21 protein-coding genes are annotated in these 23,915 nt (G+C 62.0%); 15 read left to right on the top strand and 6 right to left on the bottom strand.

The genetic code is table 11. The features are described from left to right. Positions 1 to 33 precede the first annotated feature (33 nt). The 7 genes from ACTG2U_RS12345 to ACTG2U_RS12315 all read left to right on the top strand — a co-directional run bounded on the left by ACTG2U_RS12345 (position 34) and on the right by ACTG2U_RS12315 (position 7,875). Entirely contained in the window at positions 34 to 2,463 is a 2,430-nt protein-coding gene (locus ACTG2U_RS12345) for a heavy metal translocating P-type ATPase (RefSeq protein ID WP_439974537.1), read from the top strand. After that, on the top strand, positions 2,464 to 2,853 hold the full coding sequence (gene cueR, locus ACTG2U_RS12340) for a Cu(I)-responsive transcriptional regulator (RefSeq protein WP_005356117.1): 390 nt from the start codon (positions 2,464 to 2,466) through the stop codon (positions 2,851 to 2,853). A gap of 127 nt (positions 2,854 to 2,980) precedes the next feature. Continuing rightward, positions 2,981 to 4,135, top strand: coding sequence for a GGDEF domain-containing protein (locus ACTG2U_RS12335; RefSeq protein WP_005339596.1), 1,155 nt, complete (start codon positions 2,981 to 2,983; stop codon positions 4,133 to 4,135). A 30-nt stretch (positions 4,136 to 4,165) separates the two neighbouring features. Beyond that, positions 4,166 to 4,429, top strand: a complete 264-nt coding sequence (locus ACTG2U_RS12330) for a YihD family protein (RefSeq protein WP_005339598.1) — start codon at positions 4,166 to 4,168, stop codon at positions 4,427 to 4,429. A gap of 155 nt (positions 4,430 to 4,584) precedes the next feature. Beyond that, positions 4,585 to 6,036: a cytochrome c oxidase accessory protein CcoG gene (ccoG, locus tag ACTG2U_RS12325; RefSeq protein ID WP_005356121.1), complete on the top strand. Its 1,452-nt coding sequence runs from the start codon at positions 4,585 to 4,587 to the stop codon at positions 6,034 to 6,036. 103 nt (positions 6,037 to 6,139) lie between these two features. After that, a complete protein-coding gene (locus ACTG2U_RS12320; RefSeq protein ID WP_439974536.1) occupies positions 6,140 to 7,129 on the top strand; it encodes a serine/threonine protein kinase in 990 nt (329 codons plus the stop codon). A gap of 137 nt (positions 7,130 to 7,266) precedes the next feature. Next, on the top strand, positions 7,267 to 7,875 hold the full coding sequence (locus tag ACTG2U_RS12315) for a thiol:disulfide interchange protein DsbA/DsbL (protein ID WP_005339604.1): 609 nt from the start codon (positions 7,267 to 7,269) through the stop codon (positions 7,873 to 7,875). 71 nt (positions 7,876 to 7,946) lie between these two features. Here the strand turns inward: ACTG2U_RS12315 and pncB are convergent, their stop codons facing one another. Together pncB and ACTG2U_RS12305 are read right to left on the bottom strand one after the other, a co-directional pair. Further along, a complete protein-coding gene (gene pncB / locus ACTG2U_RS12310) occupies positions 7,947 to 9,125 on the bottom strand; it encodes a nicotinate phosphoribosyltransferase (protein WP_005339605.1) in 1,179 nt (392 codons plus the stop codon). A gap of 101 nt (positions 9,126 to 9,226) precedes the next feature. Beyond that, positions 9,227 to 9,862 carry a nicotinamidase gene (locus tag ACTG2U_RS12305; protein WP_005356142.1) on the bottom strand — a complete coding sequence of 212 codons (636 nt, stop codon included), beginning with the start codon at positions 9,860 to 9,862 and terminating at the stop codon, positions 9,227 to 9,229. Between the two features lie 74 nt (positions 9,863 to 9,936). Here ACTG2U_RS12305 and ACTG2U_RS12300 point away from each other — a divergent pair, with 74 nt between their 5' ends. Both ACTG2U_RS12300 and ACTG2U_RS12295 read left to right on the top strand, forming a co-directional pair. Next, positions 9,937 to 10,587 (top strand): NUDIX hydrolase, encoded by a 651-nt coding sequence (locus ACTG2U_RS12300; protein ID WP_129504937.1) that lies wholly within the window; start codon positions 9,937 to 9,939, stop codon positions 10,585 to 10,587. After that, on the top strand, positions 10,584 to 11,090 hold the full coding sequence (locus ACTG2U_RS12295) for a DUF523 domain-containing protein (protein WP_224969114.1): 507 nt from the start codon (positions 10,584 to 10,586) through the stop codon (positions 11,088 to 11,090). The genes ACTG2U_RS12300 and ACTG2U_RS12295 overlap by 4 nt, the downstream gene beginning before the upstream one ends. Here the strand turns inward: ACTG2U_RS12295 and ACTG2U_RS12290 are convergent. The 3 genes from ACTG2U_RS12290 to ACTG2U_RS12280 form a co-directional block, all read right to left on the bottom strand. Next, entirely contained in the window at positions 11,015 to 11,980 is a 966-nt protein-coding gene (locus tag ACTG2U_RS12290; RefSeq protein WP_439974535.1) for an acyltransferase, read from the bottom strand. The genes ACTG2U_RS12295 and ACTG2U_RS12290 overlap by 76 nt on opposite strands. Positions 11,981 to 11,987: 7 nt before the next feature. Further along, positions 11,988 to 12,887: an acyltransferase gene (locus ACTG2U_RS12285; protein ID WP_039039683.1), complete on the bottom strand. Its 900-nt coding sequence runs from the start codon at positions 12,885 to 12,887 to the stop codon at positions 11,988 to 11,990. Positions 12,888 to 13,019: 132 nt separating this feature from the next. Beyond that, on the bottom strand, positions 13,020 to 14,537 hold the full coding sequence (locus ACTG2U_RS12280; RefSeq protein WP_039039682.1) for a YifB family Mg chelatase-like AAA ATPase: 1,518 nt from the start codon (positions 14,535 to 14,537) through the stop codon (positions 13,020 to 13,022). A gap of 384 nt (positions 14,538 to 14,921) precedes the next feature. Here ACTG2U_RS12280 and ilvG point away from each other — a divergent pair, with 384 nt between their 5' ends. From ilvG to ompA, 6 genes are all read left to right on the top strand, one after another. Further along, entirely contained in the window at positions 14,922 to 16,568 is a 1,647-nt protein-coding gene (gene ilvG / locus ACTG2U_RS12275) for an acetolactate synthase 2 catalytic subunit (RefSeq protein WP_139739345.1), read from the top strand. Further along, entirely contained in the window at positions 16,565 to 16,822 is a 258-nt protein-coding gene (gene ilvM / locus ACTG2U_RS12270; RefSeq protein ID WP_010676086.1) for an acetolactate synthase 2 small subunit, read from the top strand. Before ilvG ends, ilvM begins: the two co-directional genes overlap by 4 nt. Before the next feature lie 12 nt (positions 16,823 to 16,834). Next, on the top strand, positions 16,835 to 17,779 hold the full coding sequence (locus ACTG2U_RS12265) for a branched-chain amino acid transaminase (RefSeq protein WP_039039680.1): 945 nt from the start codon (positions 16,835 to 16,837) through the stop codon (positions 17,777 to 17,779). Between the two features lie 146 nt (positions 17,780 to 17,925). Continuing rightward, a complete protein-coding gene (ilvD, locus tag ACTG2U_RS12260) occupies positions 17,926 to 19,767 on the top strand; it encodes a dihydroxy-acid dehydratase (protein WP_182938662.1) in 1,842 nt (613 codons plus the stop codon). A 3-nt stretch (positions 19,768 to 19,770) separates the two neighbouring features. After that, positions 19,771 to 21,291: a threonine ammonia-lyase, biosynthetic gene (gene ilvA / locus ACTG2U_RS12255; RefSeq protein ID WP_058052051.1), complete on the top strand. Its 1,521-nt coding sequence runs from the start codon at positions 19,771 to 19,773 to the stop codon at positions 21,289 to 21,291. Positions 21,292 to 21,526: 235 nt separating this feature from the next. Next, the gene (gene ompA, locus ACTG2U_RS12250) at positions 21,527 to 22,621 is read left to right on the top strand and encodes a porin OmpA (protein ID WP_058052049.1); all 1,095 of its coding nucleotides are present in this window, start codon (positions 21,527 to 21,529) and stop codon (positions 22,619 to 22,621) included. Positions 22,622 to 22,700: 79 nt separating this feature from the next. On the opposite strand, the gene ACTG2U_RS12245 is transcribed toward ompA, so the two are convergent. Further along, a complete protein-coding gene (locus ACTG2U_RS12245) occupies positions 22,701 to 23,810 on the bottom strand; it encodes a YeeE/YedE thiosulfate transporter family protein (protein ID WP_231554903.1) in 1,110 nt (369 codons plus the stop codon). Positions 23,811 to 23,915 lie beyond the last annotated feature (105 nt).

The raw sequence follows: 23,915 nt of genomic DNA, 5'->3' as shown, positions 1-23,915 counted from the left end.
TTGTGGTGCCGACGGGTTCCGGGGAGGAACAACATGACCACTCATCTTCAATCACCCATTCATCTGCAGTTGCCGCTCAGCGGCATGAGCTGTGCCAACTGCGCAGGCCGCATCGCGACCAGCCTCAACAAACTCGACGGGGTATCGGCCACCGTCAACTTCGCGCTGGAGCAGGCGGCCATCGAGCTGGCCAGCGCCGACCGTCTGCCAGTGGTGCTCGACAGCATCAAGAATCAGGGTTACGACTACGGCAGCGAGACCTGTTTGTTTCAAATTACCGGTATGACTTGTGCAGGTTGTTCGGCTCGACTGAACAAGATGCTGGCCGCGCTGCCCGGCGTTATCTCGGCAGAGGTCAACTTCTCCATCGAACAGGCCCGGATCGTGCTGGTGCCCGGGATGCAGACCCCGGCCGCTTTGCGCGAGCAGATCGAGGCACTCGGCTTTGGCGCCCAGCTGGCACAAGGCTCGGCCAGCGGCCGCCGCCAGCAGTTGCTGGAGCGCGAAGCGCAGGAGGCCGCCACTGCCCGTCAGGCGCAAACCCGGGTCATCATCTCGGCTTTGCTCACCTTGCCGCTGCTGGTGGGGATGCTGGCCATGGCTGGACTGTTCCCCTGGCATCTGCCCGCCTGGCTCGAGCTGCTGCTCGCCACCCCGGTGCAGTTCTGGATCGGGGCCCGTTTCTATCGCGGCGCCTGGCTCGCCATCAAGAACCGTTCCGCCAATATGGATGTGCTGGTGGCAACCGGCACTAGCGCCGCCTACTTCTACAGCCTCTATCTGCTGCTGACGTTGGGGATGGCCGCCAGCGGCAAGCTCTACTTCGAGGCGAGCGCCATCATCATTACCCTGATTTCGTTGGGAAAACTGCTGGAGGCGAGAGCCCGCCGCAGCACCCAGTCCGCCATTCGCGAACTGATGGCGCTGCGGCCGGAAACCGCCACCGTCTGGCGTGGCGAGAGCTGGCAGAGTGTGGCCATCGACGAGGTGCTGCGCGGCGATCGGCTGCGGGTGCTGGTGGGTGAGCGGGTGCCGGTGGATGGCAAGATCCTGAGCGGCGCCAGCGAACTGGATGAGTCGATCCTCACCGGCGAGAGTCTGCCGGTGCCGCGCAGTGCGGGCGACAAGGTGCTGGGCGGAGCCATCAACCGCTCCGGCGTGCTGGAGATCGAAGCCACTACCGTGGGGGAGGACTCCAGTCTCAGCAAGATCATCGCACTGGTGGAGAGTGCCCAGATGGGCAAGGCACCGCTGCAACAGCTGGTGGACAAGGTCTCTGCCGTGTTCGTACCGGTGGTGATGGCCATAGCCCTGTTCACCCTGCTGGTGTGGTACGCCATCAGCAACGACTTTGCTCAGGCGCTGCTGGCTGCTGTGGCGGTGCTGGTGATCGCCTGCCCCTGTGCGCTGGGGCTGGCGACACCAGCGGCCATCGTCACCGGTACCGGGGTGGCGGCGCGCCACGGCATTCTGATCAAGGATGTGGATACCCTGCAGAAGGCCCACGCCATCAAGGCGCTGATCTTCGACAAGACCGGCACCCTCACTCAAGGCAAGCCGGTACTGGCGAGCTGGGGTGGCAATGACGAGCAACTGCGCCTCGCCGCCGCCCTGCAGCAGGCGAGTGAACACCCGCTGGCGCTGGCGATGCGCGAGGCGGTCGGCAGCGGGGTGGCACTGCCTCAGCCGGAGGCGGTCGAGGTGCGGGTCGGTGCCGGCATAGTCGGTCAGGTGGCGGGCCATAGGGTCGCTATCGGCAATGGCTCCCTGCTGGCCCAGCTCGAGATTGAAATGCCGCAACAGGATGAACAAGCCGCCGATGGGGCTACCCGGGTCTGGGTCGCTATCGACGGCGTGGTAGCGGGGATCGCGGCACTGGCCGATACCCTGCGCCCCGAGAGTCCGGAAGCCATCGCCACCCTGCGTCAACGTGGCATCGCCAGCTGGCTGGTGAGCGGCGATGCACCGGCTCCGGTGGCCCATATTGCCGCAAAGCTGGGGCTGGACGGTGCCTTTGACTCCGTGCTGCCGGCCGGCAAGGTGGAGAAAGTGGAGGCGCTGCGGGCGCAAACCCGCGGGTTGGTGGCCATGGTGGGGGACGGGGTGAACGACGCCCCGGCGCTGGCGGCGGCGGATGTCGGCATCGCCATGGGCTCCGGCTCCGATGTGGCGATGGAGACCGCCTCCATCACCCTGATGCGATCCGACCCACGGCTGGTGGCCGATGCCATCGATATCTCGGCGGCGACCTGGCGCACCATCCAGCAGAATCTGTTCTGGGCCTTCGTCTTCAACATCATCGGCATTCCGCTGGCGGCGCTGGGCTACCTGAGCCCCGAGCTGGCGGGAGCGGCAATGGCCCTGAGCAGCATCACCGTTTTGAGCAATTCCCTGTTATTGAAACGCTGGCAGCCCAGGGCGGCGCACGGGCCAGCATCCAACCCGATCAGTAAGGAGGCATAAATGAACATCAGCAAGGTTGCCAAGGCCACAGGGCTGACCGCCAAGACCATCCGTTATTACGAGAGCATTGGCCTCATCACAGCCCCGGTACGCAGTGACAACGGCTACCGCAGTTACACCGAGGGGGCGCTGCGCGAGCTGCGTTTCGTCAAGCGGGCGCGGGAGACCGGCTTCAATCTGGAGGAGTGTCAGGAGCTGCTGGCGCTCTATCGGGACGAACACAGAACCAGCGCCCAGGTGAAGAAGCTGGCGCAGGAGAAGATCGTCGATCTGCGCGCCCGCATTGCCGGTTTGCAGGCCATGCTTACCTCCCTGGAAGGGTTGGTCTGCTGCTGCCACGGGGATGAAAATCCCGAGTGCCCGATCCTCGACGAATTGGAGAAGGGGTGAGCAAGGACTCACCTGCCAGCGCAGAAGAAATCGTTATTGATTGATTAACTTCTTAATAAGCGGCGCTTTATTGTTGCGGGTCAGGGGGTAATGGTAGACTGCTCGGCTCTTGTACAGGAGTACTCAGTTGACCCAGAGTGTGACACGCCAGGTTAAGCAGGCCATTATGGCCCAGCTCTATACCCATGCATCGTTCAGTCTCCCCTGTTTGGGCGTGTTGGCATTTGGCTGGAGTCTGCTGTTTCACGACTATCTACCCGCCATCGAAGCGCTCGGTTGGCTGGCAGGCACTTTCCTGTGGTTGCTGGGTCGGGGCTGGCACCTGCGCTGGCGCCGCGCCCGCCTGCACCAGACTCCGCTGCCGGTGCTGGAGCGGGAGCTCTTTATCGGAGCCACCATCACCTCCATCATCTGGGCTCTCGGGGTGCTGCTCTACATGGACAAGCTGCCCGATACCTACCGGGCCGCCATGATGATGCTCTCCAGCCTCATTCTTACCGGCAGCGCCATCATGCTGTTTGGCAGCCGCCGTACCCTCTATGGTTCCGCCCTGCCGCTGGGCATGGCGATGCTGTTCGAGCTGGGCAATGGCAACGAGCAGGAGCGGATCGTCTCCTGCATGCTGGCGGGCTATCTGTTTGTCTTTCTGCCGACCCTGTTGCGCCGGATGCGGCGGGATCAGATCGCCTCGCTCCACCACCGTTTCTCCAACGCCGAGCTGGTGGCCGAACTGAAGGCGGTCTCCGAGCATTTGCGTCTCACCTCCCGCCTCGATGGCCTGACCGGCATCGCCAACCGCGCCCATCTCGACGACTCTCTGGAACGGGCCTGGCGCCGTTGCCATCGTGCCCGGGCGCCGCTGTCGCTGGTGCTGGTAGATGTGGATTACTTCAAGCAGTTCAACGATCTCTACGGTCACCAGCTGGGGGATGACTGCCTGCAACAGGTGGCGGGCTTGCTGGCCGAGGTGGAGCGGCGCGAGGACGATCTGGCGGCCCGTTACGGGGGCGAAGAGTTCGCCTTGCTGCTGCCCTGCACCGGCATGCAGGGGGCGCTGCAGGTGGCCGACAATGTGCGGCAGGCGCTCAAGGAGCTGGCCATCCCGCACCAGAAGTCACTGGTCTCCGGTCGGGTCACATGTAGTTTTGGTGTTGCGACACTGATACCGGACAACAGCATGAAAATCGCCGATTTGATCCAAAAAGCGGATGCGGCACTCTATCAGGCCAAGCATAATGGGCGGGATCGAATCGAAGTAGCCTTGATGGGTAAGGTTGCCTGAATTTAACGTGACAGATTAAAGAGGTTGTCTATGCAATGTCATCGTATCGAAGAGCTGCTGGAGTTGTTGCAGCCTGCCTGGATCAAGGAACAGGATCTCAGCCTGGTGCAGTTTGTTGCCAAACTGGCCCAAGAAGCGGGATTTGAAGGGCCTCTGTCCGAGCTGACCGACGACATGCTGATCTATCACCTCAAGATGCGGGAATCCGACAAGCAGGCGATGATCCCCGGTCTGGCCAAGGATCATGTGCCCGATTTCAAAGAGGCACTGCTCAAGGCACGCGGAATCAAGTGAATCTTTAGCGGAAGCGCATCACCTCGGGGTGATGCGCTTTTTTGTTGCCGAAAATTGAGATCCAACCCCAATATTAGATACATCTAATCCACACAATTAGCATGCTGTTTAAGATATAATCCGCTCCATAACAAATAAGGGAGCGATGTCTTGCAATGGCCGACCACGATAAAATCGATATCAAGGACGTCACCGACAAGGGCGTAACCGGGACCTTCAACCCCAATACGTTCAAAGCCAGCGACGACAGATTCAACCCGGGTAACCGCATCTATGTGCGGGCTCAGAAAGGGTATTGGCAGCGGATGCGCAAGGCCATGGGCTGGTTCTTTGTGGCGCTGTTCGTGCTGCTGCCCTGGCTGCGTTACGACGGGCGACAGGCGGTGCTGTTCGACCTCGGTCACCAGCAGTTCCATATCTTTGGCGCCACCATCTGGCCGCAGGATCTGACCCTGCTCGCCTGGCTCTTCATGATCGCCGCCTTCGGACTCTTCTTTATTACCACCTTCCTCGGTCGGGTCTGGTGTGGCTATCTCTGCCCGCAGACGGTCTGGACCTTCATGTTCATCTGGTTTGAAGAGAAGCTGGAGGGGCCCGCCAACAAGCGGCGCAAGCTGGACGAGGCGCCCTGGAGCGGCGAGAAGCTGGCCCGCAAGGGAGCCAAGCATCTGGCCTGGCTGGCGATCTCACTGGTGACCGGCCTGACCTTCGTCGCCTACTTCCAGGATGTGACTGAACTGGTGCCGGATCTCTTCACCCTGCAGGCCAGCGGATGGGTGCTGTTCTGGGTGCTCTTCTTCACCATCATCACCTACGGCAATGCAGGCTGGATGCGTGCCATCATGTGTATCCACATGTGCCCCTATGCCCGCTTCCAGTCCGCCATGTTCGACAAGGACACCTTCATCGTCGGCTATGACACCAAGCGTGGCGAGACCCGTGGCGCCCGCTCCCGCAAGGCGGATCCCAAGGCAATGGGGTTGGGTGACTGTATCGACTGCGATCTCTGCGTGCAGGTCTGTCCGACCGGTATCGATATCCGCGATGGCCTGCAGTATGAGTGCATCAACTGCGGTGCCTGCGTCGATGCCTGCGACCAGACCATGGAGCGGATGGGCTACCCGAAAGGGCTCATCAGTTACACCACAGAGCACAAGCTGGCCAACGACTCCACCCATGTGGCGCGGCCCAAGTTGATCGGTTACGGGCTGGTGATGGCGGTGATGCTGGGGGTATTTGTCTACAACGCCATGTCCATCATGCCGATGGGGCTCGATATCCTGCGGGATCGCAACCAGCTGTTCCGCGAAAACAGCGAGGGGCTTATCGAGAACACCTACACCCTCAAGATCCTCAACAAGACCCTGCAGTCCCAGACCTACCAGCTGGATGTAGAGGGCTTGCCCGAGTATCAGTGGTTCGGCCCCCGTGAAGTGACCCTGAAGGCGGGCGAGATCTACACCCTGCCGGTCAGTCTGGCGGTCGATCCCTACAACCTGAAACGGCCGGCGCTGGATATCCAGTTTGTGCTGAAACGGGAGGGGGCTGCGCCCGATGACAGCAAGGGCAACCTGCGCCAGGGCAGCAAGTTTATCAGCCGGTTGTAACTGCGTGTGGCTGCGGGCGGGGCGTGACACCAGTCCGGTCACCGGCGAGCACGGCAATGGCGGGTAGTAGTGATAGAATGGGGCGCAACGGCGCCCCTTTCTTATGGTGGATGACATGCGTTTCAACTATTCCGACCTCAATCCCGACCTCATCATGGATGCGCTCGATCTCAGTGGCCTGCGGCTCGACTCCGGCCTTATCGAGCTCAACAGCTACGAAAACCGGGTCTACCAGTTTCAGGATGAGGATCGTCGCCGCTATGTGGTGAAGTTCTACCGTCCCGGGCGCTGGAGCCGGACCCAGATCCTCGAGGAGCACGAGTTTGCCACCCGTCTCGCGGAGGCTGAGATCCCGGTCGCCGCACCGCTCGCCTTCGAGGGCGAGACCCTGCTGGAGCACGAGGGCTACCCCTTTGCCATCTGGCAGAGCGTCGGTGGCCGCCAGTTCGAGGTGGATAATCTCGACCAGCTTGAGTGGGTGGGGCGTTTCCTCGGTCGCATTCATCAGATCGGCGCCAGCAAGCCGTTTCATCATCGGGTGCGGCTCGATGTGGAGAGCATGCTGCACGAACCGCGTCAGCTGCTGGCGTCTGGCGAGTGGCTGCCAAGCGGGCTGGCGAAGCAATTCTTCGGGGTGCTGGACGAGCTGATTAAACATGTCAGCGATGCCATGACCCTGGATGTGGCGCAGATCTCCCTGCATGGCGATTGCCACCCGGGCAACATCCTCTGGCGCGATGGCCCCATGTTTGTCGACCTCGATGATTGCCGCACCGGCCCCGCGATTCAGGATCTCTGGATGATGCTGAGCGGCGAGCGCCACGAGCAGCAGATCCAGCTCGACACCCTGCTGGCGGGCTACGAGGAGTTTATGGAGTTCGACTCGCGGGAGCTGGCGCTGATCGAGCCGCTGCGAGCGATGCGCATCGTTCACTACATGGCGTGGCTGGCACGGCGCTGGGAAGATCCCGCCTTCCCCCGTCACTTCCCCTGGTTCAATACCGATCACTACTGGCGCCAGCAGATAGCGACACTGCACGATCAGCTGGAGGCACTCAAGGCGCCGCCGCTGAGCCTGATGCCAAACTGGTGAAATGGAAGGGATATTGCGCGGCCAGTGGGACTCGATCTCCGGCCCTAACCATTGACGTTAGCATGGCGAAACAATAGGCTTGGCACTGCTTCGGTTCGCCGGGCGTGCCTCACAGTGATCCCTTAACAGGAAACATCATGAAAAAAGTTCTATTTTTCCTTGCTGCCATGCTGATGATCCCCATGGTTCACGCCGCCCCCGAGTTCAAGGAAGGCGTCAACTACGATGTGGTCAAACAGACTGGCAGTGCCCAGCCGGAAGTGATGGAGTTTTTCTCCTACTACTGCCCGCACTGCGCCACCTTCGAACCGATCGTTGAACAGTTGAAGGCCGGGTTGCCAGAGGGTGTGCCCCTCAAGAAGAACCCGGTTGCCTTCCTCGGCCGCGAAATGGGCCCCGAGATGCAGCGTGCCTATGCCGTTGCCAGCCTGCTCAATGCCGAAGCCAAGCTGACTCCGGCCATCTTCACCAAGATCCACACCCAACGTCAGCCGCCGATGAGCCGTGACGATGTGAAGAAGATCTTCGTGGACAACGGCGTACCGGCTGAAGAGTTCGACGGTGCCGTCGACAGCTTCGCCGTCTCCGGCATGGTCTCCCAGTTCGATCGCAACACCGAGAGCTACAACATTCGCGGTGTACCGGCCTTCCTGGTGAACGGCAAGTACATGGTGAAGATTGAATCCATCACCTCTCAAGAGCAGTTCAACAAGCTGGTGCAGTTCCTGCTGGCCAAGAAAGACTGATACCCCTTGAGTCGATAAAAAGCCCGCCGGTGTGAACCGGCGGGCTTTTTGTTTTCTGGCGATCTCGAAGATCAGACCCCGACGTGGAACGCCTGTTTGAGGTTGCGGATAAACTCCGCATCCCGGCAGAGGGTCTTGCCCGGGCTGTCGGAGATCTTGGCAACCGGGCCGCCATTGCACTCGATCAGCTTGAACACGATGTTCATCGGGCTGACACCGGGCAGATCGCAGGTGAGCTTGGTGCCGATGCCGAAGCTGGTATTGATGCGGCCACGGAAGTGACGGAACAGCTGCACCGCCTTGTCGAGGTTGAGCCCGTCGGAGAAGACCAGGGTCTTGTCGGTAGGATCGATGCCGAGGCGCTGATAGTGGCTGATCGCCTTCTCGCCCCACACCACGGGATCGCCAGAGTCGTGGCGCAAGCCCTGATAGCTGCTGGCCAGCTCGAAGTCGAAGTCCCGCAGGAAGGCATCCATGGTGATGCAGTCGGTCAGGGCGATGCCGAGATGGTCGGTGAACTCGTCCAGCCAGCTGGTGAGGGCTGCGCGCTGGCTGTGTTCCAGCGGGAAGCCGAGCTGCTGGTGCGCCTGGAACCACTCATGGGCCTGGGTGCCGACCGCGGGCAGCTTGTACTTCTGGGCCAGCATATAGTTGCTGGTGCCGCGAAACGCCGGCAGTCGCTCCTTGAGGCGACCCACTACCGCATCCTGTACCGCGTGGGAGAAGCGGCGGCGGGTGCCGAAGTCGATGAGGTTGAACTCGCTCATCTCGTCGCTGCTCAGCTCCTTCTCCAGCTTGTCGATCTTCTGATCGAGCCGCTCCAGCGCGTGGCTGACGCCGAACTGGGGGTAGCGGAAGCGGTTGCGCATCTCGCTGATGATGGCGAGCACCGGGATTTCCCACAGGATCACATCCTGCCAGGGGCCCTCGACCCGCACATTGATGCGGCCATCCTGCTCGAACACCTTGAGCAGGGAGGCGTCGAGCGGCTTGCGGCGCAGGTGGTCGAGGTAGTCAGGAGTGAAGAAGGGGCGCTCGGCCAGAAAATCGAGCTCTGGCTTGGTCAGTCGCAGGGAGCCGGCGAGGCGCAGTTGCTCCTCGATCTGCCCCATCATGGGCAGCAGATCCTCTTCATTGCGGCTGTGAAACTCGGCCACCACCTCGGCATCCGGATAGCGATGGAACACCGCCTGCTGCATATGCAGCTTGTAGGCGTCGGTGTCGAGCAGGCTGGTGAGGATTGGGGGCATATCAGGCTCCTCGCAGACTGGTGAGCACGATGGAGCTCCCCTGCCGCATATGTAACGTGCAGGCATCGGTGTCGAGCAGGCTGGTAAGAATCGGTGGCATATCAGGCGTCCAGCAGGCGTTGTACATCGATCAGGGTCTGGGCCAGTTCGGCCCCTGCCTCGATCATCTGGGTGTGGGCGCTGGCAACCGTCGCGGGTGCAATACCACGGCAGGCATCGAGATGGACGATTACCCGGAAACCGGCGCGGCGTAGTTGCAGCACGCTGGTTTTGACACAGTAGTCGGTGGCGAGGCCGCCGACCAGCACGGTATCGACCTGGCGGGCTTGCAGGAATTCGATGAGTCCGGTGCTGCGCCGTTCGGCCAGGTCGTGGAAGCAGGTGCCGTAGGGATGCAGATCAGGCTCGACCCCCTTCCAGACGAAGAAGTCATAGTCGATGGGGGCGGGCAGGCCGTCGAGCAGCTCGAACCCCTTGCTGCCCGGTACACAGTGCACCGGCCAGGTGAGGTCTGCATTGGGCAGATCCAGCGGCAGCAGCATGCCGGCGGGGTCAGAAACGGCCCAGTCGGCATTGGCGGGGTGAGAGTCCTTGCTGCCGATCCGCAGCGTGGCGAGGGTGGCCTGAGCGTTGAGCGCAGCCACAATATCATCACCGCCCGCAACGGGCAGTTCGTTCGGGCAGAGGGGGGTAAAGCCCTTCTGCGCATCAATATCCAGGCTGGCGACGGTTCCCATGATTGGCTCCTGCACATACTATTCGTGTGATATTATCTACCAAACATTAATGGAAGGCGAGCAGGGCGATCGGCATGCTGAGAATGAGTCTGGATATGGTGGTGCTGCGGTTGCATGAGGAGCGGCTCGAGCTGCTCCTCGAGACCCGCGATCGCCCCCCCTTTGCCCACTGCTGGCAACTGCCTGCGCTGCGCATCGACGAGACCCGGGATCGGGATCTGGATGCCGCCCAGCGCCGTCTTTTGGCGGAGTGGGGTCTGGGTGACTGCTACAGTGAGCAGGTCTGCACCCTCGGCAATCTGGAGAGGGATCCCCGCGGCTGGTCCACGACCCTGGTCTATCTCTGCCTGGTGGATCCGGAAGTGGAAGCGATCCACGGTTGCTGGCATCCGCTCGCCAACCTGCCGGGGCTGAGCCTCGCCTTCGACCATGTCCAGCTCATCGCCAAGGGGCTGGAGCGGCTGCGGATCAAGAGCCGCTACAGCACCCTGCCGCTGCAACTGCTGGGGCCCGAGTTCACCCTCTCCGAGGTGCAGCGCGCCTTCGAAATCATCCTGCAAACACCCATGAATACGGCGGCATTTCGCAAGCGGATCCATCGCGCCGACATTCTGGTAGATACCGGCCGCAAACGCACCGGCAAACAGCGCCCCGCCATTCTCTATCGGCTGGAGAGCCCCTGCTGCGTGATGTTCGATCAGGTGATGCATGGAGCGGAAGCATGAGTGAGACCGGCGTGCACAAGGTGCTGGTGAGTGCCTGCTTGCTTGGTCAGCCGGTGCGTTACGACGGTCAGAGCAAGGGGATTGTCAGCGACTGGCTGAGTGAGCTGGGTGCCGAGGGGCGGGTGCTGGCCTTCTGCCCCGAAGTGGCTGGCGGTTTGCCGACCCCACGCCCCCCTGCCGAGCGACAGGGCGAGCTGGTAGTGACGGCGAGCGGGCTGGATGTGACTGAAGAGTTTGATCGCGGCGCCGAGCTGGCGTTGGCTATTTGTCAGGCGCAGGGCATTCGCTTTGCCCTTCTGAAAGAGGGGAGCCCCTCATGTGGTAGCGGCCGTATCTATAACGGCCGCTTCGAAGGTGTTTCTGTGGCGGGCGAGGGCAAGACCACTGCCCTGCTGCGCCGCCACGGGATTGCAGTCTTTTCCGAAGATCAGTTGGCCGAGTTGGCCTCGGCACTCTCTTTGGATTCCTCCCCGGATTTGGCGGCAACTGGCAGCGGTGACTGACCGCTCTGCCACCCCTCCAGCACCTCGTCCTTCTCCTGCCAGCGCTGGTTTAGCCACTCCTGAAAACCGCGCTTGAACTGCTTGTCGTTGAAGTAATCTCCAATCAGCTGCTCATTCACCGGCAGCTCCTCAATCCGCACCTGAATGCGTTTTACCCGCCCCATCAGGAAGTCCTTGAACGGGGTCTCGGCGTTGTCCGGATAGCGGATGGTGACGTTGATCAGGCTGTCGAACTGCTCGCCCATGGCCGCCAGTGTAAAGGCCAGTCCTGCCGCCTTGGGCGGCATCAGGTGACGATAGCGGGAGCGGGCCGCATCCCGTTTCTGCTCGGTGAAGCGGGTTCCTTCCACGAAGTTGATGACGGTGGTGGGAATGTGGCGAAACTTCTCGCAGGCGTTGCGGGTGGTCTCGATGTCCTTGCCCCGCAGATGCGGATTTCTTAACAGAAACTCTCTCGAATAGCGGCGCATAAAGGGCATGTCCAGCCCCCAGCACGCGAGCCCCAGCAGCGGGATGTAAATGAGCTCGTGCTTCATGAAGAACTTGGGCACCGGCAGACGATTGCGAAACAGGTGGCCGAGCACCACGATATCGGTCCAGCTCATGTGGTTGCTGATGATGAGATACCAGCCATCCTTGCGCAGCCGGGTATTGTCCTCAATCTGCCAGTCGATGCGGGTAGTGAGGCGGATCACCAGGGCGTTGCAACCGAGCCACAGGCCCATGAAGCGATTGTTGAGCCGGCTGCAGGCGCGACCAAAGGCCGGCACGGGCAGCAGCAGTTTGGCCAGAGAAACCAGCAGGATCAGGCTGGCACACAGGGCGGTAAACAGTATGGTCAGGCCGGCGCTGATGAACAGCACCAGGGGGCCCGGGAGCAGGTTTGGCATGAGTGTCTTACTGCGTCTTGTCCGCCAGCAGCTTATCCAGGGTCTGGTCCTTCTCGTGCCAGATCCCGTTCAACCACTGTTGAAACTCTTGTTGGAACTCGGGGTCATTGAAGTAATCCCCCACCAGATTGCGTTCGATCGGCAGAAAGCGGACCCGAACCTTGATCTCCTTGACCCGACCGCACATGAAGTCCCAGTAGCTGGGGACGCCGCCGGGATAGGCGATGGTCACATCCACCAGCTTGTGCAGTTGATCCCCCATGGCCGCCAGGGTGAAGGCGATGCCCCCTGCTCTCGGGTGCAGCAGATGACGATAGGGTGCCCCTTGCCTGTCGTGCTTGCCGACGGTGAAGCGGGTCCCTTCCACGAAGTTCATCACACTCACCGGCATATGGCGGAAACGGGCACACGCCTTGCGCGTGGTTTCTATGTCTTTTCCCCTCAGATGCGGGTGCTTTTCCAGAAATTTTCGGGAATAACGCCGCATGAATGGGAAATCCAGCGCCCACCAGGCCAGACCGAGAAAAGGTACCCAAATCAGTTCTTTCTTGAGGAAAAACTTCAGGAAGGGGATTTTTTGATTAAAAATCCGCTGCAATACCAGTATGTCGACCCAGGATTGGTGGTTGGCAATCACCATATACCACTCATTCCGGCGCCCTTTGTCCACTCCGACCACATCGAAAGGGGTGTTGATGATGGTTTTCTGGATCAGATTGTTAAAACCTATCCAGTGGGTGGCGCAGCCGTCCAGGAGTGTGTTGCAGAGACGTCGCGCCCCCTTGAAGGGCAGCAGCAGCTTGATGAGGCCAAGCAGCAGGACGGGGACAAACCAGAACAGGGTGTTGATGAAATAGAGCAGGGTCGAGAGGCTGCCGCGCAGTCGCTCTATCAGCTTGTTGGGCATGGTGGAATCCGTCTTCGTATCGGTGGATGGCAACCAAGTGGTCAGATCTGTTGCCATAATATCAGCCGGCCCACGACTAGACCATGGTGGCGCCCTTTCCGAGTCGGGTGGTGGCTGCTGCCGTTCCCCCGCTCACTGGCCCCCGCGCAGCCGCGACAACAGCCTGTCCATGGCACGATAGCCCAGGGCTTCGATCAGATGGGCTCTCTCGATGGTGGCGTGCCCCGCCAGATCGGCGATGGTGCGCGATACCCGCAGGATGCGGTGCCAGGCCCGGATGCTGAGCCCCAGCTTCTGGATGGCACCTTCCAGAAACTCGGCATCCTGTGGCGATAATCTGCAAACATCTTCGATTTCACGACTATCCAGCAGGTTATTGAGTTTTCCGCTGCGACTCAGCATGCGCTCTCGCGCCCCCAGCACCCGTTCGCGTATCTGCTGGCTCGATTCCCCCCGCTCCGCCTTGCCGGTCAGGCTCCCCCTGGGCAAGAGCGGGACCTCTACCGTCAGATCGAACCGGTCGAGAAAGGGGCCGGAGAGCTTGCCCAGATAGCGCAGGATCTGATCCGGGCTGGAGCGGGTCTGGCCGTCGCCATAATGGCCGCAGGGGCTGGGATTCATGGCACCCACCAGCTGGAAGCGGGCGGGAAAATCCACCTGGCGGGCGGCACGACTGATGGTGATGTGCCCGGTTTCCAGCGGCTCGCGCAGGGAGTCGAGCACCTTGCGCTCGAACTCCGGCAGTTCATCCAGAAACAGTACCCCGTTGTGGGCGAGGGAAATTTCGCCAGGCCTGGGATGGGTACCCCCGCCCACCAGCGCCACCGCCGAGGCGCTGTGATGGGGCGTGCGATACGGCCTGTGGTGCCAGTGGCCGGCGCGGGGGGTGAGGCCGCCGATGGAGTGGATGGCGGCGGTCTGCTGCGCCTCCTGTTCGCTCAGCGGTGGCAGAATGCCGGGCAGACGGCTGGCCAGCATGCTCTTGCCGGTGCCGGGGGGGCCGATGAACAGCAGGTTGTGGCTGCCAGCTGCGGCGATCTCCAGCGCCCGCTTCGCCTGGGACTGACCGATCACATCCTGCAGATCCGGCACGTCGGGCAGGATCTCCGCGCTCTGGGGTTCCGGCAGCGGTAGTTCGTACTGGCCCGCCAGCCAGGCGGTGACTGCCAGCAGCTGGTGGGCGGTGCGCACCTCGGCATCCTGTATGAGGGAAGCCTCCGGACCGTTCTCCCGTGGGACCAGCAGGGTGCGCCCTGCGTCGCGGCAGGCGAGCACCGAGGGGAGCACCCCAAGCACGGGGCGGATCTCGCCCGTCAGGGCCAATTCCCCTAAAAATTCGTGATCGAGCAGGTATCTTGCGGGTATCTGCTTGGATGCGGCGAGAATGCCGATGGCGATGGCCAGGTCGAAGCGACCCCCCTCTTTGGGCAGATCCGCAGGGGCCAGGTTGACCGTGATGTGTTTGCTCGGGAACTCGAAATTGCCGTTGAGCAGGGCGCTGCGCACCCGATCCCGCGACTCCTTCACCGAGGTTTCCGGCAGCCCCACCATGTTGAAGGCGGGCAGGCCGTTGGAGAGGTGCACCTCCACCGTGACTTGCGGCGCCGCTATCCCCAGGCTGGCACGGCTATAAACAACAGCTAATGACATAAATACCGTCCTTGGTTTGATGTATATGCTGGTTAACCGTTTTTTATTAGTTTTTTGTTCCAGTTGTCAGGTTTCAGAGCAGTTAAAATCAGAGTCTTGTCAGGTAAAAAGTGCTTGCCCAATAAAAATCACCGTGCTAGTTCTAATAGCCATTCGCGGCAAGCTCCGCTCCCATTTCACAGGATTTCCGGTTGTAACTATGAACATGGCCTCCCGTTTCGTCAGCATTATTGTGGTCCTAGTGGTGATTATTATCTCACCGCTCGGGGCTCGTTTGGCTGCACGGAACAAGGGATAGACCCACCACCGGACAGAACGAAACAAGCGACCCCCGAGCCTCACGGCCCGGGGGTTTTTTTTCGACCAAAGGACAGGATTTTCCACATGAACGGCGCGCAGTTTTTGGTACAGGCTCTCAAGAAACAGGGTGTGACCCAGGTGTTTGGTTACCCGGGCGGGGCCATCATGCCGGTCTACGACGCCCTGTATGACGGTGGCCTGGCCCATCAGCTCTGCCGCCACGAGCAGGGGGCCGCCATGGCCGCGGTGGGTTATGCCCGCGCTTCCGGTCAGGTGGGGGTCTGCATCGCCACCTCTGGCCCCGGCGCCACCAACCTGGTCACCGGCCTCGCGGAGGCACTGCTCGATTCGGTACCGCTGGTGGCCATCAGCGGCCAGGTGCCCTGCGCCGCCGTCGGTACCGATGCCTTTCAGGAAGTGGACGTGCTCGGCATGTCCCTCTCCTGCACCAAGCACTCCTTCATGGTGACGGACCCGGCGGATCTGGGACGGGTCATTGCCGAAGCCTTCGCCATCGCCACCGAAGGGCGTCCGGGCCCCGTGCTCATCGACCTGCCCAAGGATGTGCAACTGGCCGCCGTTCCCTCTCAAAGCCCGCTGTTTGCCGTGGAGGAACCCGACCCCCTGAATCCGGCCGAACTGACGGTCGCCCGTACCCTGCTGGCCGGTGCTGAGCGTCCGGTACTCTACGTCGGCGGTGGGGTGGGCATGGCCAATGCCGAGCAGCAGCTGCGCTACTTTGCCGCCACCACTGGGATGCCGGCGGTCACCACCCTCAAGGGGATTGGTGCCCTCGACCCCGACAGCCCCGTCTATCTGGGCATGCTCGGCATGCACGGTACCAAGGCCGCCAACCTGGCGGTACAGCAGTGCGATCTGCTGGTGGTGGTAGGCGCCCGTTTCGATGATCGGGTGACCGGCAAGCTGGAAGAGTTTGCCCCCGAGGCGAAGGTGATCCACCTGGATGTGGACGCCGCCGAGTTCGGCAAGCGCCGCGCCGCCGATGTGGGCATCACCACGGATCTCAAGCGTGTGCTGCCCGCCCTGGCGATGACGCTGACCCTCGACCCCTGGCGCGAGCACTGCGTCACCATGGCTCGGGAATACGCCTTCCGCTACGACCATCCGGGTCAGGCCATCTACGCCCCGGCCCTGCTCAAAGAGCTTTCAAGCCAGCTGTCTGACACCAGCGTGGTGGCCTGCGACGTGGGTCAGCACCAGATGTGGGTGGCCCAGCACATGCGTTTTACCAGCCCGCGCAACCATCTCTCCAGTGCCGGCCTCGGCACCATGGGCTTCGGCCTGCCCGCCGCCATCGGCGCCAAGATGTCGCGCCCCGATGATGAGGTGGTACTGGTGAGCGGCGACGGCTCTTTCATGATGAACGTGCAGGAGCTCGGCACCATCCGCCGTGCCCGGCTCAAGGTGAAGATGGTGCTGCTGGACAACCAGCGCCTCGGCATGGTGCGCCAATGGCAGGAGCTGTTCTTCGACGGTCGCTACAGCGAGACCAATCTGTCCGACAACCCCGATTTCGTCGCCCTGGCTGCCGCCTTCGGCATTCCCGGCGAGACCATCACATGCAAGGAAGAGATAGGTCCGGCACTGGATCGCCTGCTGGCGAGCGAGAGTGCCTATCTGCTGCATGTGGCTATTTCAGAGGAAGAAAATGTCTGGCCCCTGGTGCCGCCAGGAGTCGCCAACCACAAGATGATGGAGCAACGCCCATGAACCAGCTCAATACCAGCACCCTGGAAATCCATGCCCAACCCAGACCCGAAGTGATGGAGCGGGTGCTGCGGGTGGTCCGTCACCGCGGTTTCAATCTCTGCGCCCTCAACATGGAGCAGGATTGCCAACAGCTGCGGATCACGGTTACTGTCGAATCGGTACGTCCCATCCAGCAGTTGTGGAGCCAGCTGGTGAAGCTGGTGGATGTCTCCCGGGTCGATGCACTGGAACAGCAACCCCGGATCAGAGCTTAAGGAGCCAAGCCAATGTCACAGCCTTCCCAATCCGCCGCCCACCCCCAATACATCTGGTTCAACGGCAAGCTGGTCCCCTGGCAGGATGCCCAGGTGCATGTCATGAGCCATGCCCTGCACTACGGCTCCTCGGTGTTCGAGGGGGTGCGGGCCTATGACACTCCCAAGGGGACCTGCATCTTCCGCCTGCAGGAGCACACCCGCCGCCTGTTCGACTCCGCCAAGATCTACTGGATGGACGTCCCCTACAGCGAGTCCGAAGTGAATGAAGCCTGCCGCACCGTGGTGCGCGAGAACGGCCTGAAGAGCGGCTACCTGCGCCCGCTGGCCTTTGTCGGCAACGTGGGGCTGGGGCTGCATCCGCCGCTGGATGCCAAGGCCGACCTCATGGTCGCGGCCCTGCCCTGGGGCGCCTACCTCGGAGAAGAGGGGCTGAAAAACGGGGTGGATGTGTGCGTCACCTCCTGGAACCGGCTCGCTCCCAACACCATCCCGACCGGTGCCAAGGCGGGGGGCAACTATCTCTCTTCCCAGCTCATCAGCCGCGAGGCCAAGCGCAACGGCTTCGCCGAGGGGCTGGCGCTGGATGTGAACGGCTATCTGAGCGAAGGGGCGGGGGAGAACTTGTTCCTGGTGAAGAACGGCGTGCTGTTCACACCGCCCGCCACCGCCGCCATCCTGCCCGGCATCACCCGCGACACCATCATGACGCTGGCGCGCGACTTGGGTTACGAGGTACGCGAGCAGGCGCTGCCCCGTGAAGCGCTGTACGTCGCAGACGAAATCTTCATGACCGGCACCGCCGCCGAGGTGACCCCGGTGCGCTCGGTGGATCGGATGAAGGTGGGCGCCGGTTGCCGTGGCCCGGTGACCGAGCAGTTGCAGAACGCCTTCTTCGGCCTGTTCAACGGCAAGACCGAAGACAAGTGGGGCTGGCTGACGCCGGTCAACGACTGATGATAGCGGGGAGGCGTCACGCCTCCCCGAGTCGCTTCCGGTGAAGGCTCCCCGAGGTGCCTTCACCAGGATCGATTCCCGATCCGCGAATCACACATTCATGTTGAAAGACAATGCGCCCCAGGGGCATTCAGGGAGTAGAGACAATGCCGAAGTTGAGATCCGCCACCACCACCCACGGACGTAACATGGCCGGGGCCCGCGCCCTCTGGCGTGCCACCGGCATGACCGATCAGGATTTCGGCAAGCCCATCATCGCCGTGGTCAACTCTTTCACCCAGTTCGTGCCGGGCCACGTCCACCTCAAGGATCTGGGCCAGCTGGTCGCCCGCGAAATCGAGGCGGCTGGCGGGGTCGCGAAGGAGTTCAACACCATCGCCGTGGATGACGGCATCGCCATGGGCCACGGTGGCATGCTCTATTCCCTGCCGTCCCGCGAACTCATCGCCGACTCGGTGGAGTACATGGTCAACGCCCACTGCGCCGACGCCATGGTCTGCATCTCCAACTGCGACAAGATCACCCCGGGGATGCTGATGGCTGCCCTGCGCATCAATATCCCGGTCATTTTTGTCTCCGGCGGCCCCATGGAAGCGGGCAAGACCAAGCTCTCCGACCAGATCATCAAGCTGGATCTGGTGGACGCCATGATCCAGGGCGCCGATCCCAAGGTCTCCGATGCCCAGAGCGAACAGGTGGAACGTAGTGCCTGCCCCACCTGCGGCTCCTGCTCCGGCATGTTCACCGCCAACTCCATGAACTGCCTGACCGAAGCGCTCGGCCTCTCCCAACCGGGCAACGGCTCCATGCTGGCAACCCACGCTGATCGGGAGCAGCTGTTCAAACTGGCGGGTCAGCGCATCGTGACGCTGGCCAAGCGCTGGTATGAGCAGGATGACGAGAGCGCCCTGCCGCGCAATATCGCCACCAAGGCGGCGTTCGAGAACGCCATGGCGCTCGATATCGCCATGGGCGGCTCCACCAATACCGTGCTGCACCTGCTGGCGGCGGCGCAAGAGGCCGGTGTGGACTTCACCATGGCCGACATCGACCGCATGTCCCGCAAGGTGCCCCAGCTCTGCAAGGTGGCGCCCTCCACCCAGAAGTACCATATGGAAGATGTGCACCGCGCCGGTGGCGTGGTCGCCATTCTGGGCCAGCTGGAAAAAGCGGGTCTGGTACACGGCGATACCCGCACCGTGCTGGGTTGCTCCCTCGTCGAACAGCTCAATGAATATGACGTCAGCCGCCAGCCGAGTCAGGAGGTGGTGGACTTCTACCGCGCTGGCCCGGCCGGTATCCGCACCACCAAGGCATTCAGTCAGGATTGCCGCTGGCCGGAGCTGGATCTGGACCGCGCCGAGGGCTGCATCCGCTCGCTGGAAAATGCCTACAGCCAGGAGGGCGGCCTTGCAGTGCTCTCCGGTAACCTCGCGCTCAATGGCGCCATCGTCAAGACTGCCGGGGTAGATGAGGAGAACCTCACCTTCCGTGGCCCGGCCCGGGTGTTCGAGAGCCAGGAGAGCGCGGTGAGCGGCATTCTGGACGGCACCGTGAAAGCGGGCGAGGTGGTGGTGATCCGCTACGAGGGTCCGAAAGGGGGCCCGGGCATGCAGGAGATGCTCTACCCCACCACCTATCTGAAATCCATGGGCCTCGGCAAGGCGTGCGCTCTCATCACCGACGGTCGCTTCTCCGGCGGTACCTCGGGCCTCTCCATCGGCCACGTTTCGCCGGAGGCCGCTTCCGGCGGCACCATCGGTCTGGTGGAGGATGGCGACATCATCAGCATCAATATCCCGGCCCGCAGCATGGTGCTGGAGGTGGCCGACAGCGTGCTGGCTGCCCGCCGCGTCGCCGTGGAAGCTCGTGGCTGGAAGCCGCTCGATCGTCAGCGTCAGGTCTCCTTTGCCCTGCGCGCTTATGCCATGTTCGCCACCAGCGCCGACAAGGGTGCGGTGCGTGATCGTTCGATGCTGGGGGAGTAAGTCATGGTCTCTGCGGCTGATTATCTACGCAAGGTGCTGCTCTCTCCCGTCTATGAGGCGGCGCGAGTGACCCCGTTGCAAACGTTGAAAAAACTCTCCGAGCGGCTCGGCAATCATGTCAGTCTGAAGCGGGAGGATCTGCAACCGGTCCACTCCTTCAAGCTGCGCGGTGCCTACCACAAGATCGCCACCCTGACCCAGGAGCAGAAGGATCACGGCGTCATCGCCGCCTCTGCTGGCAACCACGCGCAAGGGGTCGCCCTGTCTGCCGCCAAGCTGGGTATCAAGGCGATCATCGTGATGCCCAAGACCACGCCAGACATCAAGATCGATGCGGTGCGCCGTCAGGGTGGCAACGTCATGCTGTTTGGCAACAGTTTCGACGAGGCCTATGCCGAGAGCCGTCGCCTTGCCGAGCTGGAGGGTTACACCCTGATCCCGCCGTTCGACGATGTCGAGGTGATCGCGGGGCAGGGCACCATTGGCAAGGAGCTGCTGGATCAGGACATTCACCTCACCCACGTCTTCGTGCCGGTGGGCGGCGGTGGTCTGGCCGCCGGGGTGGCGGTCTATATCAAGCAGCTGCTGCCGGATGTGAAGGTGATCGGGGTGGAGGCGGAAGGCTCAGCCTGCCTCAAGGCGGCCATGGCGGCGGGCGAGCCGGTCAATCTGGAGCGCGTCTCGTTGTTTGCGGACGGGGTGGCGGTCAGGCGCATCGGCGAGGAGACCTTCCGCCTCTGTAACCAGTATCTGGACGAGGTGGTGACCGTCTCCAACGACCAGATCTGCGCCGCCCTGAAAGACATTTTCGACGACTGCCGAGCCATTGCCGAGCCGTCGGGCGCCCTGTCGCTGGCGGGGCTGAAAGCCTACAGCGAGCGGGAGCAGGTCAAGGGGGCGCGGATGGCGGCCATTCTCTCCGGCGCCAACGTCAACTTCCACAGCCTGCGCTATGTCTCCGAGCGCTGCGAGATCGGCGAGAAGCGCGAGGGCATGCTGGCGGTGACCATCCCCGAGCGCAAGGGGGCCTTCCTCGACTTTTGCCGTCAGCTTGGACCCCGCATGGTGACCGAGTTCAACTATCGCTATGCCGATGCCGAGCAGGCCTCGCTGTTTGTCTCGGTGCGCCTCACCGGCGGTGACGAAGAGCTCGGCCAGATCATCGATCAGCTCGGCGGCAACGGCTATCCGGTGGTCAACATGACCGAGAGCGAGCTAGCCAAGAACCACGTGCGCTACATGATTGGCGGCCGCCCGGCCCGGCCCCTCGGTGAGCGTCTCTACAGCTTCAAGTTTCCGGAGCAGCCGGGCGCTTTGATGCGCTTTCTCGAGACCCTGGGTTGCCGCTGGAACATCAGCCTGTTCCACTACCGCAACCACGGTGCCGACTACGGCCGGGTGCTCTGCGCCTTCGAGCTGCCGGACGAGGACGTGGCCGCCTTCCACGACTACCTGCACGAGATTGGCTACGGCTGGAAAGAGGTGAGTGACGACCCCGCCTACCGGCTGTTCCTGGCCAGTTGACGGGTCAATGACGGATGAGGGGGGCCAAGGCCTCCCTCCTCTTTTCAAGATGATGGCCCCATGACCGATGGTTTTTGCAGCGGAGAATGTAGCCAAGCTCACACTCCTGGTGGCTTGGTCATTTGAGGCTGCGTTCGGATGGGATACCCTGATTGACGGAGAGGCCGCCTGACGGCTTCACACAGGGATAGTGCGCACTCAGGCGCCCATAACGACTTATTGCAGAGGCGAACATATGAATAAATCCATGCTTGCGGTATTGGTCAGTGGTTTGCTGGCGGCCGGGGCCGTACAGGCCGCCGCTCAGGACAATACCTGGTATGTCGGTGGCAAGGCCGGTTGGTCGAACTATTACGGTGTTGATCACAACGAGTATGCCGAGGCGATTTCCCAATCCTTGGGCAATACCAGCGAGAACACGGATGATCTGGGACTGGGCCTGTTCGCCGGTTACCAGCTCAACCCCAATCTGGGCTTCGAGCTGGGTTATGACTGGCTTGGTAAATATGAGGGCAAGGCGGGGACTGGTAGCAATACCCTCAATACCGAAGCCAAAGGCCAGATGATTCAGGCCACCATGAAGATCAGCTTCCCGGCAACGAATGTGCTCGATCTTTATGGCCGACTGGGGGGCGCCTATGCCTGGACTGAAAATGAAATCAGCTTCGCCAATGTCAGCGAGACTGGCAAGAAGCATGGTGCCGCCTTCGTCGGGGCGCTGGGTGCCGAATACACCATCGATCGTGACTGGGCTGCCCGTCTGGAGTACCAGTACACCACGCCGCTGGGCGATACCTCGCTCGATCGCTCCGGCATCGAGCTGGATAACGGTCTGATCTCGTTCGGCATGCTCTATCGCTTCGGTCAGCAAGGTGGCGAGGTTGCCGCACCGGCGCCTGCTCCGGCTGCCGAACCGGCCCCTGCGGTCGTGGTGGCGCCCAAGACCTTCAGTCTGAGTTCCGATGTGCTGTTCGAGTTCAACAAGGCGACCCTGAAACCGGCGGCCAATCAGGCGCTCGATGCCCTGTTCAGCCAGATTGTGGCTGCCAATCCGAAGGATGGCGTCGCGACCGTGGTGGGTTATACCGACCGCATTGGCTCCGACAACTACAACCTGGCCCTCTCCGAGCAGCGCGCCCAGAGCGTGGCCAGCTATCTGGTTTCCAAAGGCTTGTATGCCGACAAGGTGCGGGTCGAAGGTCGTGGCAAAGCCAACCCGGTTACGGGCAACAGCTGTGCCAGCCGTTCCAAACAGGAACTGATCGCCTGTCTGGCACCGGATCGCCGGGTGGAGATCAATCTGGAAGGGGTGTCCCAGCCCGCTCAATAAGCCGAGCGACGGGATCGATAAACGAAAAACGGGAGGCCTGGCCTCCCGTTTTCTATGGCGTGCATTGCGATGCCGGGCGTCAGAGCCCGAACAGCGGGCGCAGGCGAATGCCGATCAGGCTGCCAGCGAGGGCCATCAGCATCCACACCCAGCCGTGCAGACTGCCGGACGCCGTGCCATCGAAGAAGCCGCCAAGGTTGCAGGCGGCGTACATGGCCCCCATCCCCATCAGCAGGCCGCCAATGATGGATGCCAGACTGTTGCCGATCCGCATCGGGGCGAAGTTGCCGCCACCGCTCAGGCAGCGCGCCAGCATGGCCCCCAGAATGCCGAGCCAGAACATGCCGACCATGGGGTTGATAAAGAGCGGCTGGGCCAGTTTCGGGTTCCCCTCGAACAGGCCGAACAGGGAGGCACCGCGCAGCGCCATGTCATAGACGGCGCCGGTGATGGTCCAGGCCGAGCCGTGCAGGGCGACCACGGCAGAGTTGAGCAGGGCGATGATGATGCCGCCGGTCAGCACGGTGAAGCGGCCATCGCGCCAGAACAGGTTGCCACCGCTGAAGAGGGGCTTGAGCTCGCCGGTGCGCTTGAGCTCGCTATTGCGAAACAGCATGAACAGCACGGCAACCAGCGCCAGGTTGAGCAGCATGCCGCTCCAGATGTTGCCGGTCAAATCCTTGGCCAGCACTACCTGGCTGGAGAAGGTGGCGGTCAGCTCGGGACGGAACTGGTTGCTGATGAGGGTGCCGATGCCGTAGCAGATCAGCACCAGCCAGAAGCGGGGTTGCCCCTCGCCACAGCAGTAGAGGGTGCCGGTGGCGCAGACGCCTGCCAGCTGCATGCCGATGCCGAACAGGAAGGCGCCGACAATAAAGGGAATGCCGATAGCCATCACGTTGCCCACCATGGCATCGCCAAACAGGGCGTGGCTAAAGGAGAGGAAGCAGGTGAACAGCAGAATTTCGATGGCGATGGTAAGCAGGTGAACCCGCACATAGTAGCTGTTGCGCTTGGTCAGCATCTCGCGCCAACCGAACACGATACCGAAGCGGCTGAAGGAGAGGGTGAAGCCGAAGCCGAATCCGATCAGGGCCATCAGAGCCCATTTCATACCAAAGGTGTTGCCTAGCCAGAGTAACGCTCCCCCCGCGAGAGCCACGATGGGGAGCGACCATTTTCGAGTCATGTCAGTTGATCCTTGCAGTTGGTTTTTTAGAGGGGCGGATCCTATTCCCTCATGGAGTCCAATGCTACCCATTTTGCCAACGCAGAGGAAAATGGCGGCGCTGAC

Source organism: Aeromonas sp. 95A, assembly GCF_051919235.1.
GTDB lineage: Bacteria > Pseudomonadota > Gammaproteobacteria > Enterobacterales > Aeromonadaceae > Aeromonas > Aeromonas veronii.
The sequence above is the reverse complement of the archived record's forward strand: the minus strand, read 5'-3'. Positions and strand labels throughout refer to the sequence as shown.